General features: G+C 69.3%; 13 protein-coding genes. 2 read left to right on the top strand and 11 right to left on the bottom strand.

Annotation, left to right across the window (positions count from 1 at the left end; translation table 11 throughout):
- Positions 1–12: 12 nt before the first annotated feature.
- Genes nuoK through CCL05_RS25310 form a run of 11 tightly spaced genes read right to left on the bottom strand, consistent with a single transcriptional unit; the run spans position 13 to position 10,872 of the window.
- Complete coding sequence (nuoK, locus tag CCL05_RS25360; protein WP_003992252.1) at positions 13–312, bottom strand: NADH-quinone oxidoreductase subunit NuoK; 300 nt, start codon at positions 310–312, stop codon at positions 13–15.
- Entirely contained in the window at positions 309–1,151 is an 843-nt protein-coding gene (locus tag CCL05_RS25355; protein WP_086562803.1) for an NADH-quinone oxidoreductase subunit J, read from the bottom strand. Before CCL05_RS25355 ends, nuoK begins: the two co-directional genes overlap by 4 nt.
- The gene (nuoI, locus tag CCL05_RS25350) at positions 1,148–1,789 is read right to left on the bottom strand and encodes an NADH-quinone oxidoreductase subunit NuoI (RefSeq protein WP_010041534.1); all 642 of its coding nucleotides are present in this window, start codon (positions 1,787–1,789) and stop codon (positions 1,148–1,150) included. The genes CCL05_RS25355 and nuoI overlap by 4 nt, the downstream gene beginning before the upstream one ends.
- Positions 1,782–3,161, bottom strand: coding sequence for an NADH-quinone oxidoreductase subunit NuoH (gene nuoH / locus CCL05_RS25345; RefSeq protein WP_086562802.1), 1,380 nt, complete (start codon positions 3,159–3,161; stop codon positions 1,782–1,784). The genes nuoI and nuoH overlap by 8 nt, the downstream gene beginning before the upstream one ends.
- Positions 3,158–5,662 carry an NADH-quinone oxidoreductase subunit G gene (locus tag CCL05_RS25340; RefSeq protein WP_086562801.1) on the bottom strand — a complete coding sequence of 835 codons (2,505 nt, stop codon included), beginning with the start codon at positions 5,660–5,662 and terminating at the stop codon, positions 3,158–3,160. The genes nuoH and CCL05_RS25340 overlap by 4 nt, the downstream gene beginning before the upstream one ends.
- Positions 5,659–7,005, bottom strand: a complete 1,347-nt coding sequence (nuoF, locus tag CCL05_RS25335; protein ID WP_086562800.1) for an NADH-quinone oxidoreductase subunit NuoF — start codon at positions 7,003–7,005, stop codon at positions 5,659–5,661. Before nuoF ends, CCL05_RS25340 begins: the two co-directional genes overlap by 4 nt.
- Positions 7,005–7,865, bottom strand: coding sequence for an NADH-quinone oxidoreductase subunit NuoE (gene nuoE, locus CCL05_RS25330; protein WP_086562799.1), 861 nt, complete (start codon positions 7,863–7,865; stop codon positions 7,005–7,007). Before nuoE ends, nuoF begins: the two co-directional genes overlap by 1 nt.
- Entirely contained in the window at positions 7,862–9,208 is a 1,347-nt protein-coding gene (locus CCL05_RS25325) for an NADH-quinone oxidoreductase subunit D (protein WP_086562798.1), read from the bottom strand. Before CCL05_RS25325 ends, nuoE begins: the two co-directional genes overlap by 4 nt.
- Entirely contained in the window at positions 9,205–9,948 is a 744-nt protein-coding gene (locus tag CCL05_RS25320) for an NADH-quinone oxidoreductase subunit C (RefSeq protein ID WP_086562797.1), read from the bottom strand. Before CCL05_RS25320 ends, CCL05_RS25325 begins: the two co-directional genes overlap by 4 nt.
- Positions 9,945–10,499: a NuoB/complex I 20 kDa subunit family protein gene (locus tag CCL05_RS25315; RefSeq protein WP_010041554.1), complete on the bottom strand. Its 555-nt coding sequence runs from the start codon at positions 10,497–10,499 to the stop codon at positions 9,945–9,947. Before CCL05_RS25315 ends, CCL05_RS25320 begins: the two co-directional genes overlap by 4 nt.
- Positions 10,500–10,512: 13 nt before the next feature.
- Positions 10,513–10,872 carry an NADH-quinone oxidoreductase subunit A gene (locus CCL05_RS25310; protein WP_003992243.1) on the bottom strand — a complete coding sequence of 120 codons (360 nt, stop codon included), beginning with the start codon at positions 10,870–10,872 and terminating at the stop codon, positions 10,513–10,515.
- Positions 10,873–11,596: 724 nt separating this feature from the next.
- Between CCL05_RS25310 and CCL05_RS25305 the strand changes: the two genes are divergently transcribed.
- Positions 11,597–12,430, top strand: coding sequence for a C40 family peptidase (locus tag CCL05_RS25305; protein ID WP_086562796.1), 834 nt, complete (start codon positions 11,597–11,599; stop codon positions 12,428–12,430).
- A gap of 263 nt (positions 12,431–12,693) precedes the next feature.
- Entirely contained in the window at positions 12,694–13,320 is a 627-nt protein-coding gene (def, locus tag CCL05_RS25300) for a peptide deformylase (protein WP_086562795.1), read from the top strand.
- Positions 13,321–13,343 lie beyond the last annotated feature (23 nt).

Genomic DNA, 13,343 nt, shown 5'->3' with positions numbered 1-13,343 from the left:
TCTTCCGACCCCTTACAGCTTCATCAGGCTGGCGTCGTCGACCGAGGCCGAGTGGCGGGCGCGGAACAGGGACACGATGATCGCGAGCCCGACCACGACCTCCGCGGCGGCGACGACCATCGTGAAGAAGGCGATGATCTGGCCGTCGAGGTTGCCGTGCATCCGGGAGAAGGCGACGAACGCGAGGTTGCAGGCGTTGAGCATGAGCTCGATGCACATGAACACGACGATCGCGTTGCGCCGGATCAGTACGCCGGTGGCGCCGATCGTGAACAACAGGGCCGCGAGATACAGATAGTTGACCGGGTTCATTTCGACGCCTCCTCGGGCCGCTTGAACGTGGTCGGCTCGATGGCCTTCCGCTCCAGGCGCTCCTCGGCACGCTGCTCCAGGGCCCGCAGGTCGTTGAGCGCCTCCTGCGACACGTCCCGGATCTGGCCCCGCTCCCGCAGCGTCTTGCTGACGGTGAGGTCGGACGGTGTGCCGTCGGGCAGCAGGCCCGCGATGTCGACCGCGTTGTGCCGGGCGTACACACCGGGCGCCGGCAGGGGCGGCAGCTGCTTTCCTTCGCGGACCCGCTCCTCGGAGAGCTCCCGCTGCGTCTTGGCGCGCTCGGTGCGCTCGCGGTGCGTGAGCACCATGGCGCCGACGGCGGCCGTGATGAGCAGGGCGCCGGTGATCTCGAACGCGAAGACGTAACGGGTGAAGAGGAGGGTGGCGATGCCCTGCACGTTGCCGCCGGCGTTCGCCTGGCCGATGCCGTTGAACTCCTTCAGGGAGGCGTTGCCGATGCCGGCGATCAGCAGGACGCCGAAGCCGAGGCCGCACAGCAGGGCCAGCCAGCGCTGGCCCTTGATGGTCTCCTTCAGGGAGTCCGCCGCGGTGACGCCGACGAGCATCACCACGAACAGGAACAGCATCATGATCGCGCCGGTGTAGACGATGATCTGCACGACGCCCAGGAAGTAGGCGCCGTTGGCGAGGTAGAACACCGCCAGGATGATCATGGTCCCGGCGAGGCAGAGGGCACTGTGCACGGCCCTCTTCATGAGGATGGTGCACAGGGCGCCGATCACCGCGACCGTCCCGAGGATCCAGAACTGGACGGCCTCTCCGGTGGAGGTGGAGTAGGCGGCGAGCTGGGTGGTCATCGGCCGATCACCTTCTCCGACGCCGGTTCCGTCCCGCCGAAGGTCGAGTCGGCCTCCTGGACGACCTCGCCCTTGGAGTGGGCGACCTGCCGCTCCGTACCGGGCGCGGCCTCGGTGACCAGGCCCCGGTAGTAGTCCTGCTCGTCCGTGCCCGGGTAGATGGCGTGGGGCGTGTCGACCATGCCCTCCTCCAGGCCGGCGAGCAGCTGCTCCTTGGTGTAGATGAGGTTGGCCCGGCTGGAGTCGGCGAGCTCGAACTCGTTCGTCATCGTCAGCGCGCGCGTGGGGCACGCCTCGATGCACAGGCCGCACAGGATGCAGCGGGCGTAGTTGATCTGGTAGACGCGGCCGTACCGCTCGCCCGGCGAGTAGCGCTCCTCGTCGGTGTTGTCCGCGCCCTCCACGTAGATCGCGTCGGCGGGGCAGGCCCACGCGCACAGTTCGCAGCCGACGCACTTCTCCAGGCCGTCGGGATGGCGGTTGAGCTGGTGCCGTCCGTGGAAGCGCGGAGCCGTGGTCTTCTGCTGCTCCGGGTACTGCTCGGTCAGCCGCTTCTTGAACATGGCCTTGAAGGTCACGCCGAAGCCGGCCACCGGGTTCTGGAAACCGGGCTTGGTGTCCTTCGGTTCCTCAGCCATCGGACGCCTCCTTTCCATCCGTAGTTCCGCCCAGAGATCCGTCACTCTGAGTATCGGGCCCACCACTGACAATCAGCTCCCGCTCACGGCGCGAGCGGCGCCGCGGGACTGCTGGAAGCTCCTGTCCCGGCAGGGGCGGTACGGGGAATCCGCCCGCCATCGGGTCGAAGGCGACCGGGGTCTCGCCCGGCTGCCCGTCCTCCTTCGCCTTCTCGCGGAACATGTCGACGACGAAGGAGAGCACCAGCAGGGCCAGCACGCCGCCGCCGACGTAGAGGGCGATGTCGGCGAAGTCGTAGCCCTCGTTCCGCAGGGCGCGCACGCTGGCGACGAGCATCAGCCAGACCAGCGAGACCGGGATGAGGACCTTCCAGCCGAGCTTCATCAGCTGGTCGTAGCGCACGCGGGGGAGCGTGCCGCGGATCCAGATGAACATGAACAACAGCAACTGGACCTTGACCGTGAACCAGAGCATCGGCCACCAGCCGTGGTTCGCGCCCTCCCAGAAGGTGCTGATCGGCCAGGGGGCCCGCCAGCCGCCGAGGAACAGCGTCGTGGCGACGGCCGAGACGGTCACCATGTTGACGTACTCGGCGAGCATGAACATCGCGAACTTGATCGACGAGTACTCGGTGTTGAAGCCGCCGACCAGGTCGCCCTCGGACTCCGGCATGTCGAACGGGGCTCGGTTGGTCTCGCCGACCATCGTCACGATGTAGATGACGAAGGAGAGCGGCAGCAGCAGGATGTACCAGCGGTCGGTCTGCTGCTCGACGATCGTCGACGTCGACATCGACCCCGAGTAGAGGAACACGGAGGCGAAGGCGGCGCCCATCGCGATCTCGTACGAGATCATCTGCGCGCAGGACCGCAGACCGCCCAGCAGCGGATACGTCGATCCCGAGCTCCAGCCCGCCAGCACGATGCCGTAGATGCCGACGGAGGCGACCGCGAGGATGTAGAGCATCGCGATCGGCAGGTCGGTGAGCTGCATCGTGGTGCGCTGGCCGAAGATCGAGATCTCGTTGCCGGCCGGGCCGAAGGGGATCACCGCGATCGCCATGAAGGCCGGGATGGCCGCGACGATCGGCGCGAGGACGTACACCGCCTTGTCCGCGCGCTTGACGACGACGTCTTCCTTGAGCATCAGCTTGATGCCGTCGGCGAGCGACTGGAGCATCCCCCAGGGGCCGTGCCGGTTGGGGCCGATGCGCAGCTGCATCCAGGCGACGACCTTGCGCTCCATGACGATGGAGATCAGCACGGTCACCATCAGGAAGGCGAAGCAGAACACCGCCTTGATGACGACCAGCCACCAGGGGTCGGTGCCGAACATCGAGAGGTCTGCAGCAGCGAGGGACGACGGGCTCATGCCTCCACCTCCTTGGGGGCCTCGCCGGCGAGGGTCGCCGGTCCGATGCGGACGAGGGAGCCGGGCCGCGCCCCGGCGTCGGAGGCGACGCCGCCGCCCGTGGAGTTCAGCGGGAGCCACACCACCCGGTCGGGCATCTCACTGATCTGGAGCGGGAGTTCGACGACGCCCTGGGGGCCGGTCACCGCGAGGAGGTCGCCGTCCTTGACGCCCGCCTCGGCGGCCGTCGCGGCCGACACACGCGCGTGTGCGGCGTGCCGGGTGCCGGCGAGCGCCTCGTCGCCCTGCTGGAGGACGCCCTGGTCGAGCAGCAGCCGGTGTCCGGCGAGCACGGCCTCACCGGCGGCCGGACGGGGCAGGGCGCCGGCCGTCTCCAGGGGTTCGGTGGCCCGCGGGCCGTCCCAGGCGCCGAGCCGGTCGATCTCCGCCCGTACGGTGCGCAGATCGGGCAGTCCGAGGTGGACGTCCATGGCGTCGGCCACCATCTGCAGCACGCGCGCGTCGGTGGGCGCGAGGCGGCGGGTCATGTGGTCGGGCTTGAGCGCGGCCTCGAAGAAGCGGACCCGGCCTTCCCAGTTGAGGAAGGTGCCGGCCTTCTCGGCGACCGCGGCGACGGGCAGGACGACATCGGCCTTGCGGGTGATCTCGCCGGGCCGCAGTTCGAGCGAGACCAGGAAGCCGACCTCGTCGAGTGCCGCACGCGCGCGTGCCGGGTCGGGCAGGTCGGCGATCTCGACGCCCGCCACCAGCAGGGCCTGGAGCTCGCCGGTCGCGGCGGCCTCCACGATCTGGCCTGTGTCACGGCCGTAGCGGTGCGGGAGACCTGCCACGCCCCAGACGGTGGCGACCTCGTCACGCGCGCGTGGGTCGGTGGCCGGACGTCCGCCCGGCAGCAGCGACGGCAGCGCGCCCGCCTCGACGGCGCCGCGTTCCCCGGCCCGGCGCGGGATCCACGCCAGCCGGGCACCGGTCGCGGAGGAGATGCGTACGGCGGCGGTCAGACCGCCGGCCACCGCGGCCAGCCGCTCACCGACGACGATCACGGCGCCCTCGGCGCGCAGCGCCTCGGCGGCCGCGGCGCCGTCACCCTCCAGGCCGACGTTGCCCGCGAGCGCGTCCAGCCACTCGGTCTCGGTGCCGGGGGCGGCCGGCAGCAGCGTCCCGCCGGCCTTCTCCAGACCGCGCGTGGCGTGCGTGGCCAGCGAGAAGACCTTCTGCCCGTGCTTGCGCCAGGCCTTGCGCAGCCGCAGGAAGACGCCGGGCGCCTCCTCCTCCGCCTCGAACCCGACCAGCAGGACGGCCGGTGCCTTCTCCAGTGCGGTGTACGTGACGCCCGTACCGTCGAGGTCCCGGCCGCGCCCGGCGACCTGGGCGGCGAGGAAGTCGGCCTCCTCACTGCTGTGCACGCGCGCGCGGAAGTCGATGTCGTTGGTGTCGAGCGCCACGCGCGCGAACTTGCTGTACGCGTAGGCGTCCTCGATGGTGAGCCGGCCGCCGGTCAGCACACCGGTGCGGCCCCGGGAGGCCAGCAGCCCCTGGGCCGCGATCTGGAGCGCCTCCGGCCAGGAGGCCGGTTCCAGTTCGCCCTCGGCGTTGCGCACCAGCGGCGTCTGAAGCCGGTCCCGCTGCTGCGCGTACCGGAACCCGAACCGCCCCTTGTCGCAGATCCACTCCTCGTTGACCTCGGGGTCGTCGGCGGCCAGCCGCCGCATGACCTTGCCGCGCCGGTGGTCGGTGCGCGTGGCGCAGCCGCCGGAGCAGTGCTCGCACACCGACGGGGAGGAGACCAGGTCGAAGGGGCGGGAGCGGAATCGGTACGCCGCCGAGGTCAGCGCTCCCACGGGGCAGATCTGGATGGTGTTGCCGGAGAAGTACGACTCGAACGGGTCGCCCTCGCCGGTGCCGACCTGCTGGAGCGCGCCCCGCTCGATCAGCTCGATCATCGGGTCGCCCGCGACCTGGTTGGAGAACCGGGTGCAGCGGGCGCACAGCACGCACCGCTCACGGTCGAGCAGCACCTGCGTGGAGATCGGGACGGGCTTCTCGTAGGTCCGCTTGCGGCCCTCGAAGCGGGACTCGGCATCGCCGTGCGACATCGCCTGGTTCTGCAGCGGGCACTCGCCGCCCTTGTCGCAGACCGGGCAGTCCAGCGGGTGGTTGATGAGCAGGAGCTCCATCACACCCTTCTGGGCCTTCTCGGCGACCGGGGAGGTGAGGTGGGTCTTGACGACCATCCCGTCGGTGCAGGTGATGGTGCAGGACGCCATGGGCTTGCGCTGGCCCTCGACGTCGACGATGCACTGCCGGCAGGCGCCGGCCGGGTCGAGGAGGGGGTGGTCGCAGAACCGGGGGATCTCGATGCCGAGCTGTTCGGCGGCCCGGATGACCAGGGTGCCCTTGGGCACGCTGATCTCGATGCCGTCGATCGTCAGCGTCACGAGGTCCTCCGGCGGGACCGCCGCCTCTCCCCCACCCGCGGGAGAGCTGGTGGTCACGGTCATGCGTTCACCTCCGTGCGGTCGGCCCAGGCCGTCGACTTGGCCGGGTCGAAGGGGCAGCCCCGGCCCGTGATGTGCTGCTCGTACTCCTCGCGGAAGTACTTGAGCGAGGAGAAGATCGGCGAGGCGGCGCCGTCGCCGAGGGCGCAGAAGGACTTGCCGTTGATGTTGTCGGCGATGTCGTTCAGCTTGTCGAGGTCGGACATCCGTCCCTTGCCGGCCTCGATGTCGCGCAGCAACTGCACGAGCCAGTAGGTCCCTTCGCGGCAGGGCGTGCACTTGCCGCAGGACTCGTGGGCGTAGAACTCGGTCCAGCGCGTCACGGCCCGCACCACGCAGGTCGTCTCGTCGAAGCACTGGAGAGCTTTTGTGCCGAGCATGGAACCCGCGGCGCCCACTCCTTCGTAATCAAGAGGGACGTCGAGATGCTCGTCGGTGAACATCGGGGTCGAGGAGCCGCCCGGCGTCCAGAACTTGAGGCGGTGCCCGGGGCGCATTCCGCCGCTCATGTCGAGGAGCTGGCGGAGCGTGATCCCGAGCGGCGCCTCGTACTGGCCGGGGCCGGCGACATGGCCGGACAGGGAGTAGAGCGTGAAGCCGGGCGACTTCTCACTCCCCATCGACCGGAACCATTCCTTGCCCCGGTTCATGATCGCGGGAACCGACGCGATCGACTCGACGTTGTTCACCACAGTCGGGCACGCGTAGAGGCCCGCGACGGCAGGGAAGGGGGGACGAAGCCGCGGTTGACCCCGGCGGCCTTCGAGCGAGTCCAGCAGTGCGGTCTCCTCACCGCAGATGTACGCGCCCGCGCCCGCGTGCACGGTGATGTCGAGGTCGAGTCCGCTGTCCAGGATGTTCTCGCCGAGGAAGCCCGCCTCATAGGCCTCGCGGACGGCCGAGTGCAACCGCCGCAGCACCGGGACGACTTCACCACGCAGATAGATGAACGCATGCGAAGACCTGATGGCGTAACACGCGATGATCATGCCCTCGATGAGGCTGTGCGGGTTCGCGAAGAGGAGCGGGATGTCCTTGCACGTCCCGGGCTCCGACTCGTCGGCGTTGACAACTAGATAGTGCGGCTTTCCATCCCCCTGGGGAATGAACTGCCACTTCATGCCCGTGGGGAAGCCCGCGCCGCCGCGTCCGCGCAGACCGGACTCCTTGACGTACGCGATCACGTCGTCCGGCGACATGGCGAGCGCCTTGCGCAGCCCTTCGTACCCGTCGTGCCGCCGGTACACGTCCAGCGTCCAGGACCTGTCCTCGTCCCAGAAGGCCGACAGCACCGGTGCGAGCAGCTTCTCGGGGCTCATGTCTTTCAGCTCGGGTGCCAAGGTCATCACTCCCCCTCCTCGGCGACAGGCCCGGCCGGGTGGGCGGGGTCGGAGGCCGACGTGTCCTGCGGCGCGTCGTGCGAGCTCAGGTGCTCCGTCGGTGACGGCTCGTGCGGCGTGTCGTCCCGGGGCGCCTCCCCGCGCGGATGCACCACGCGCGCGGGGGCGGACTCGCCCTTGGCGAGCTTCAGGCCGACCAGGGAGGCGGGTCCCGCGCTTCCCCCGGACTCGACGGCCCCGTCCCGCTCGTCGGGGAAACCGGCCAGGACCCGGGCGGTCTCCTTGAAGGTGCACATCGGTGCCCCGCGCGTGGGGGTGACCGGCCGCCCCTCGCGCAGGTCGTCGACGAGGCGTTTGGCGCTCGACGGGGTCTGGTTGTCGAAGAACTCCCAGTTGACCATCACGACCGGCGCGAAGTCGCAGGCGGCGTTGCACTCGATGTGCTCCAGGGTGACCTTGCCGTCGTCGGTGGTCTCGCCGTTGCCGACGCCCAGGTGCTGCTGGAGCTCCTCGAAGATCGCGTCCCCGCCCATGACGGCGCACAGGGTGTTGGTACACACCCCGACCTGGTAGTCACCGCTCGGCTTGCGCCGGTACATGGTGTAGAAGGTGGCGACGGCGGTGACCTCGGCCGTGGTGAGGCCGAGCATGTCCGCGCAGAACTGCATGCCGGTGCGCGTGACATGGCCTTCCTCGGACTGCACGAGGTGCAGCAGCGGCAGGAGGGCGGACCGGGAGTCCGGGTAGCGGGCGATGATCTCGCGCGCGTCGGTCTCCAGGCGGGCCCGGACGTCGTCCGGGTAGGCGGGTGCGGGCAGTTCGGGCATGCCCAGGCTGACGCCCCGCTCGGAAGAAGAGGTGGTCACCGGTCGACGCCTCCCATCACGGGGTCGATGGACGCGACGGCGACGATGACGTCGGCGACCTGGCCGCCCTCGCACATCGCCGCCATGGCCTGCAGGTTGGTGAAGGACGGGTCGCGGAAGTGGACCCGGTAGGGGCGGGTGCCGCCGTCGGACACGACGTGCACCCCGAGTTCGCCCTTGGGCGACTCGACCGCCGCGTACGCCTGTCCCGGCGGGACGCGGAAGCCCTCGGTGACCAGCTTGAAGTGGTGGATCAGGGCCTCCATGGAGGTGCCCATGATCTTCTTGATGTGGTCGAGGGAGTTGCCGAGGCCGTCGGGACCCAGGGCGAGCTGGGCCGGCCAGGCGATCTTCTTGTCGGCGACCATGACCGGGCCGGGCTGGAGCCGGTCCAGGCACTGCTCGACGATCCTGAGCGACTGCCGCATCTCCTCCAGGCGGATGAGGAAGCGGCCGTAGGCGTCGCAGGTGTCGGCGGTCGGGATGTCGAAGTCGTACGTCTCGTAGCCGCAGTAGGGCTGCGTCTTGCGCAGGTCGTGCGGCAGGCCGGTGGAGCGCAGGATCGGGCCCGTCGCGCCGAGGGCCATGCAGCCGGCCAGGTCGAGGTAGCCGATGTCCTGCATGCGGGCCTTGAAGATGGGGTTCCCGGTGGCGAGCTTGTCGTACTCCGGGAGGTTCTTCTTCATCTTCTTCACGAACTCGCGGATCTGGTCCACCGCGCCGGGCGGCAGGTCCTGGGCGAGTCCGCCGGGGCGGATGTACGCGTGGTTCATCCGCAGGCCGGTGATCAGCTCGTAGATATCGAGAATGAGTTCACGATCACGGAATCCGTAGATCATGATCGTGGTGGCGCCGAGCTCCATGCCGCCGGTGGCGATGCACACCAGGTGCGAGGAGAGCCGGTTCAGCTCCATCAGGAGTACGCGGATGATCGAGGCCCGGTCCGGGATCTGGTCCTCGATGCCGAGGAGCTTCTCCACGCCGAGGCAGTACGCCGTCTCGTTGAAGAACGGCGTCAGATAGTCCATGCGCGTCACGAACGTGGTGCCCTGCGTCCACGTCCGGTACTCGAGGTTCTTCTCGATGCCGGTGTGGAGGTAGCCGATGCCGCAGCGGGCCTCGGTGACGGTCTCGCCGTCGATCTCCAGGATCAGGCGGAGCACGCCGTGCGTGGACGGGTGCTGCGGGCCCATGTTGACGACGATGCGCTCGTCGTCGGCGCGGGCCGCGGACTGGACGACCTCGTCCCAGTCGCCACCGGTGACCGTGTAGACGGTGCCCTCGGTGGTCTCGCGCGCCGCGGCGGCCGCGGCGGCGGCGTCGGATGCGTGCGACGTGCTCATGAGTACGACCTCCGCTGGTCCGGAGCCGGGATCTGGGCGCCCTTGTACTCGACGGGGATGCCGCCGAGGGGATAGTCCTTGCGCTGCGGAAAGCCCTGCCAGTCGTCCGGCATCATGATCCGCGTCAGGGCGGGGTGGCCGTCGAAGACGATGCCGAAGAAGTCGTACGTCTCGCGCTCGTGCCAGTCGTTCGTCGGATAGACCGAGTACAGCGACGGGATGTGCGGGTCGCTGTCGGGGCAGCTGACCTCCAGGCGGATCAGCCGGTTGTGGGTGATCGAGCGCAGGTGGTAGACGGCGTGCAGCTCGCGGCCCTTGTCGTCCGGGTAGTGGACGCCGCTGACGCCGGTGCACAGCTCGAAGCGCAGGGCGGGGTCGTCGCGCAGGGTCCTGGCGACCCGCACCAGGTGCTCGCGCTCGATGTGGAAGGTCAGCTCGTCGCGGTCGACGACCGTCCTCTCGATGGCGTTCTCGGGGAGGAGTCCCTGCTCCTCCAGGGCGCCCTCCAGCTCGTCGGCGACCTCGTCGAACCAGCCGCCGTACGGGCGGGTCGCCGGTCCCGGGAGCCGGACCGAGCGGACCAGGCCGCCGTAGCCGGAGGTGTCGCCGCCGTTGTTCGCGCCGAACATGCCGCGCTGGACGCGGATCTCCTCACCGCCCTGGCCGCGCTGGCCCGGGAGGTTCGACGCGCTGAGGTCCTTCTCGGGGTTCGCGCCGTTGGCGCCGTTCGCGTCGCTCACCGCAGCAGCCCCTTCATCTCGATCGTGGGCAGGGCCTTGAGCGCCGCCTCCTCCGCCTCGCGGGCCGCCTCCTCGGCGTTCACGCCGAGCTTGGAGGTCTGGATCTTCTGGTGGAGCTTGAGGATCGCGTCCATCAGCATCTCCGGCCGGGGCGGGCAGCCGGGGAGGTAGATGTCGACCGGCACGATGTGGTCGACGCCCTGGACGATGGCGTAGTTGTTGAACATGCCGCCCGAGGAGGCGCAGACCCCCATGGAGATCACCCACTTCGGGTTCGGCATCTGGTCGTAGACCTGCCGCAGCACCGGCGCCATCTTCTGGCTGACCCGGCCGGCGACGATCATCAGGTCCGCCTGGCGCGGCGAGCCCCGGAAGACCTCCATGCCGAAGCGCGCCAGGTCGTAGCGCCCGGCGCCGGTGGTCATCATCTCGATGGCGCAGCAGGCGAGGCCGAACGTGGCGGGGAAGACGGACGACTTGCGCACCCAGCCCGCGGCCTGCTCGACGGTGGTCAGCAGGAAGCCGCTCGGCAGCTTTTCTTCGAGTCCCATGACTTGTGGCCCCTCAGTCCCATTCCAGGCCGCCGCGCCGCCATACGTACGCGTACGCGACGAAGACGGTGAGCACGAAGAGCAGCATCTCCACGAGCCCGAAAATCCCCAGGGCGTCGAAGGTGACGGCCCAGGGGTAGAGGAAGACGATCTCGATGTCGAAGACGATGAAGAGCATCGCCGTCAGGTAGTACTTGATGGGGAAGCGCCCGCCGCCGGCCGGCGTGGGGGTCGGCTCGATCCCGCATTCGTAGGCCTCGAGCTTGGCCCGGTTGTACCGCTTGGGCCCGATCAACGTGGCCATGACCACGGAGAAGATCGCAAAGCCTGCCCCGAGGGCTCCCAGTACGAGGATGGGCGCATAAGCGTTCACCGCTCCTCGCTCCTCTCAGTCGGCACTGACTGCTGGCGGTTTGCATCGGGCTCACATCCGCCCCGCCTGTCCCGCGAACCCCGCCTGCCCCGGCGAAGATCGGGAACATGTGAAGCAGGTCACAAGCCCAACCGCGTGCATCTTATGCCCGACGCTCTGTGATCTGCGACACGGGGTATTGCACAAGCTTTGTGATCTCCACCACCTGACGATCGATCATGAAGTCGGATGAGCGGTGATCTTCACACCCGAAGCGTCCGAGTGATCACCAGAGGTGACATTTTGGCTCGTCAGCGCAGGCCGGAGGGGGCGTCTCAATATCAAGAGAGTTCCCTTGCATGCAAATTGGCGATGGACTCGATCTCTTGATAGAGGCGCGTTCACATCTCAGGGGGCGTGCGGAGCGAGGTGTGGACGCGTGCATTCGTTCACGATCTTCGCGAGGCCGTGATCCGGTCGTGATCTCCGGCGCCGGACGCGCCCGCGACGGCGGCCGTTCCGTGACCTCCGTCACACAGATGAGAGGCCCATGAGAACGGGGCTTGGCCAATCAACCCCACCGATGGTAGGTGCGAGGCAATTCGGGCGTATTGATCAAAGACCGTGATCACAGGCCGGTTACGGTGAGCCCGCAATGTCCGTTACGGCGTCAATAAAGGGCCTCGTGCGGGGATTTTGGGGGCCCGGTTGAACAACTGTGGCGCAGCACACGTTTCTTGAAGATATGAAGGAGCCCCTGGTACCGGTTGTTCCCATGTCCCACACCGCTCACATACGCAGCCACCGGAAACCCCGCCGCAGCGCGACCTCTTCGATCGCCCTGCGTGCCGGAGTTGCCGGTGGCGTTCTCAGCATGGCAGCGGCTGGTGCGTCGGCCTCGGCGAACGCCGCCGAGCCGGTGACGCAGACCATCGAACTGCCCACCCTGACGGCCGACCTGTCCGCTCAGGTCGCCCAGTCCGCCGCCGCCACCCAGCAGGCGGCCGCGAACTACGAACTGCGCGCCGAGCGTGACGCCGCCGCCGCCAAGGCCGCTGCGGAGGCCAAGAAGGACCTCGCCGAGGCGAAGAAGAAGGCGGAGGCCAAGAAGAAGGCCGCCGAGGCCGCCCGCAAGGCCGCCGCCGAGCGCGCCACGCGCAGCACCGAGCGCGCCACGCTCTCCGCCTCCGCGTCCGCCTCCACGTCGGTGTCGGCGCCCTCCAGCGGCAGCGTCGCGACCGTCATCGCCTTCCTGAAGGCTCAGGTGGGCGACGCCTACGTCATGGGCGCCACCGGTCCCAACGCCTGGGACTGCTCCTCGCTCGTGCAGGCCGCGTACAAGCAGGTCGGTGTGGACCTGCCGCGCGTCTCGCAGGACCAGTCGATGGCCGGCACGGACGTGCCGCTGTCCGACGTCCAGGTCGGCGACATCCTCTACTGGGGCGGCAAGGGCTCCGCGTACCACGTGGGTGTCTACATCGGCGACGGCCAGTACCTGGACGCGGCCAACCCGTCCAAGGGCGTCGTCATCCAGGACCTGTCGGGCTACCCGGCGTCGGGCGCCGTGCGCGTCCTCTGACCGCACGCATTCGGGCTTGAGGGCCGCTGCCACTCGGGGGCAGCGGCCCTCCCGGCATGTCCGGGGGAAGGGCGAGGCGCCCTGCTGCCGCAGGAGGCCGCCGCGGCCCTCGTGAGGCCCAGCACCTGGGCGACGGCGCCGGCGGCTCTCCTGGCGGCCGTGAGGAGGCGTCTGCGGGTACGGCCGGTCTGCCGCTGGGACCGCTGCGGGTGTTCTGCTGTGATGACTCCCCACAGCATCCTCATGCAGACAGGGAGAGACAGATGCCGAGCGTCTTCGTCCAAGGACGGCCCGTCGACTCGTACCCGAGGCTCGCGCCCGAGGCCCGGCGCGGGCAGGTCCGGCGGATCACCGAGGTCGGTGAGGAGGTCCTGCACAAGCCGTGCCGGGACGTCACCGAGTTCGGTCCGGACCTCGCCGCGCTGATCGACGACATGTTCCTGACGATGTACACCGCGGACGGTGCCGGACTCGCGGCGAACCAGGTCGGGGTCGATCTGCGGCTGTTCGTGTACGACTGCCCGGACGACGAGGGCGTGCGGCACGTCGGGCACATCGTCAACCCGGTGCTGGAGCCGCTGGACGCCGCTGACCGCAGGCTGCTCGACGAGGGCGAGGGTTGCCTGTCGGTGCCGGGCGCCACGATGGACGTACCGCGTCCGGACCGGGCCGTGGTGCGCGGGTACGACCGGCACGGCGAACCGCTCGTGATCGAGGGCACGGGCTACTTCGCCCGCTGCCTGGCGCACGAGACCGACCATGTGGACGGGCAGGTGTACCTGGACCGGCTGTCCGGGCGGGAACGCAAGGACGCGCTGCGGCAGATGGCGGACCGGCGCGAGGCGGTGTTCGCGCGCCGGGCCGCCAACATCGCGGCGCTGAGCGGCTGAGCGGGCCTTCGGCGCCGAAGGCC

It is taken from the genome of Streptomyces africanus (assembly GCF_002150735.1).
Classification (GTDB): Bacteria; Actinomycetota; Actinomycetes; order Streptomycetales; family Streptomycetaceae; genus Streptomyces; species Streptomyces africanus.
The sequence above is the reverse complement of the archived record's forward strand: the minus strand, read 5'-3'. Positions and strand labels throughout refer to the sequence as shown.

What these genes read in the sequence shown, in the direction of transcription:
- CCL05_RS25355 (WP_086562803.1), bottom strand. Translation starts at nt 1,151, where the DNA reads ATGACCACCCAGCTCGCCGCCTACTCCACCTCCACCGGAGAGGCCGTC.
- nuoH (WP_086562802.1), bottom strand. Translation starts at nt 3,161, where the DNA reads ATGAGCCCGTCGTCCCTCGCTGCTGCAGACCTCTCGATGTTCGGCACC.
- nuoI (WP_010041534.1), bottom strand. Translation starts at nt 1,789, where the DNA reads ATGGCTGAGGAACCGAAGGACACCAAGCCCGGTTTCCAGAACCCGGTG.
- CCL05_RS25305 (WP_086562796.1), top strand. Translation starts at nt 11,597, where the DNA reads ATGAAGGAGCCCCTGGTACCGGTTGTTCCCATGTCCCACACCGCTCAC.
- nuoF (WP_086562800.1), bottom strand. Translation starts at nt 7,005, where the DNA reads ATGACCTTGGCACCCGAGCTGAAAGACATGAGCCCCGAGAAGCTGCTC.
- CCL05_RS25325 (WP_086562798.1), bottom strand. Translation starts at nt 9,208, where the DNA reads ATGAGCACGTCGCACGCATCCGACGCCGCCGCCGCGGCCGCCGCGGCG.
- def (WP_086562795.1), top strand. Translation starts at nt 12,694, where the DNA reads ATGCCGAGCGTCTTCGTCCAAGGACGGCCCGTCGACTCGTACCCGAGG.
- CCL05_RS25340 (WP_086562801.1), bottom strand. Translation starts at nt 5,662, where the DNA reads ATGACCGTGACCACCAGCTCTCCCGCGGGTGGGGGAGAGGCGGCGGTC.
- CCL05_RS25315 (WP_010041554.1), bottom strand. Translation starts at nt 10,499, where the DNA reads ATGGGACTCGAAGAAAAGCTGCCGAGCGGCTTCCTGCTGACCACCGTC.
- nuoK (WP_003992252.1), bottom strand. Translation starts at nt 312, where the DNA reads ATGAACCCGGTCAACTATCTGTATCTCGCGGCCCTGTTGTTCACGATC.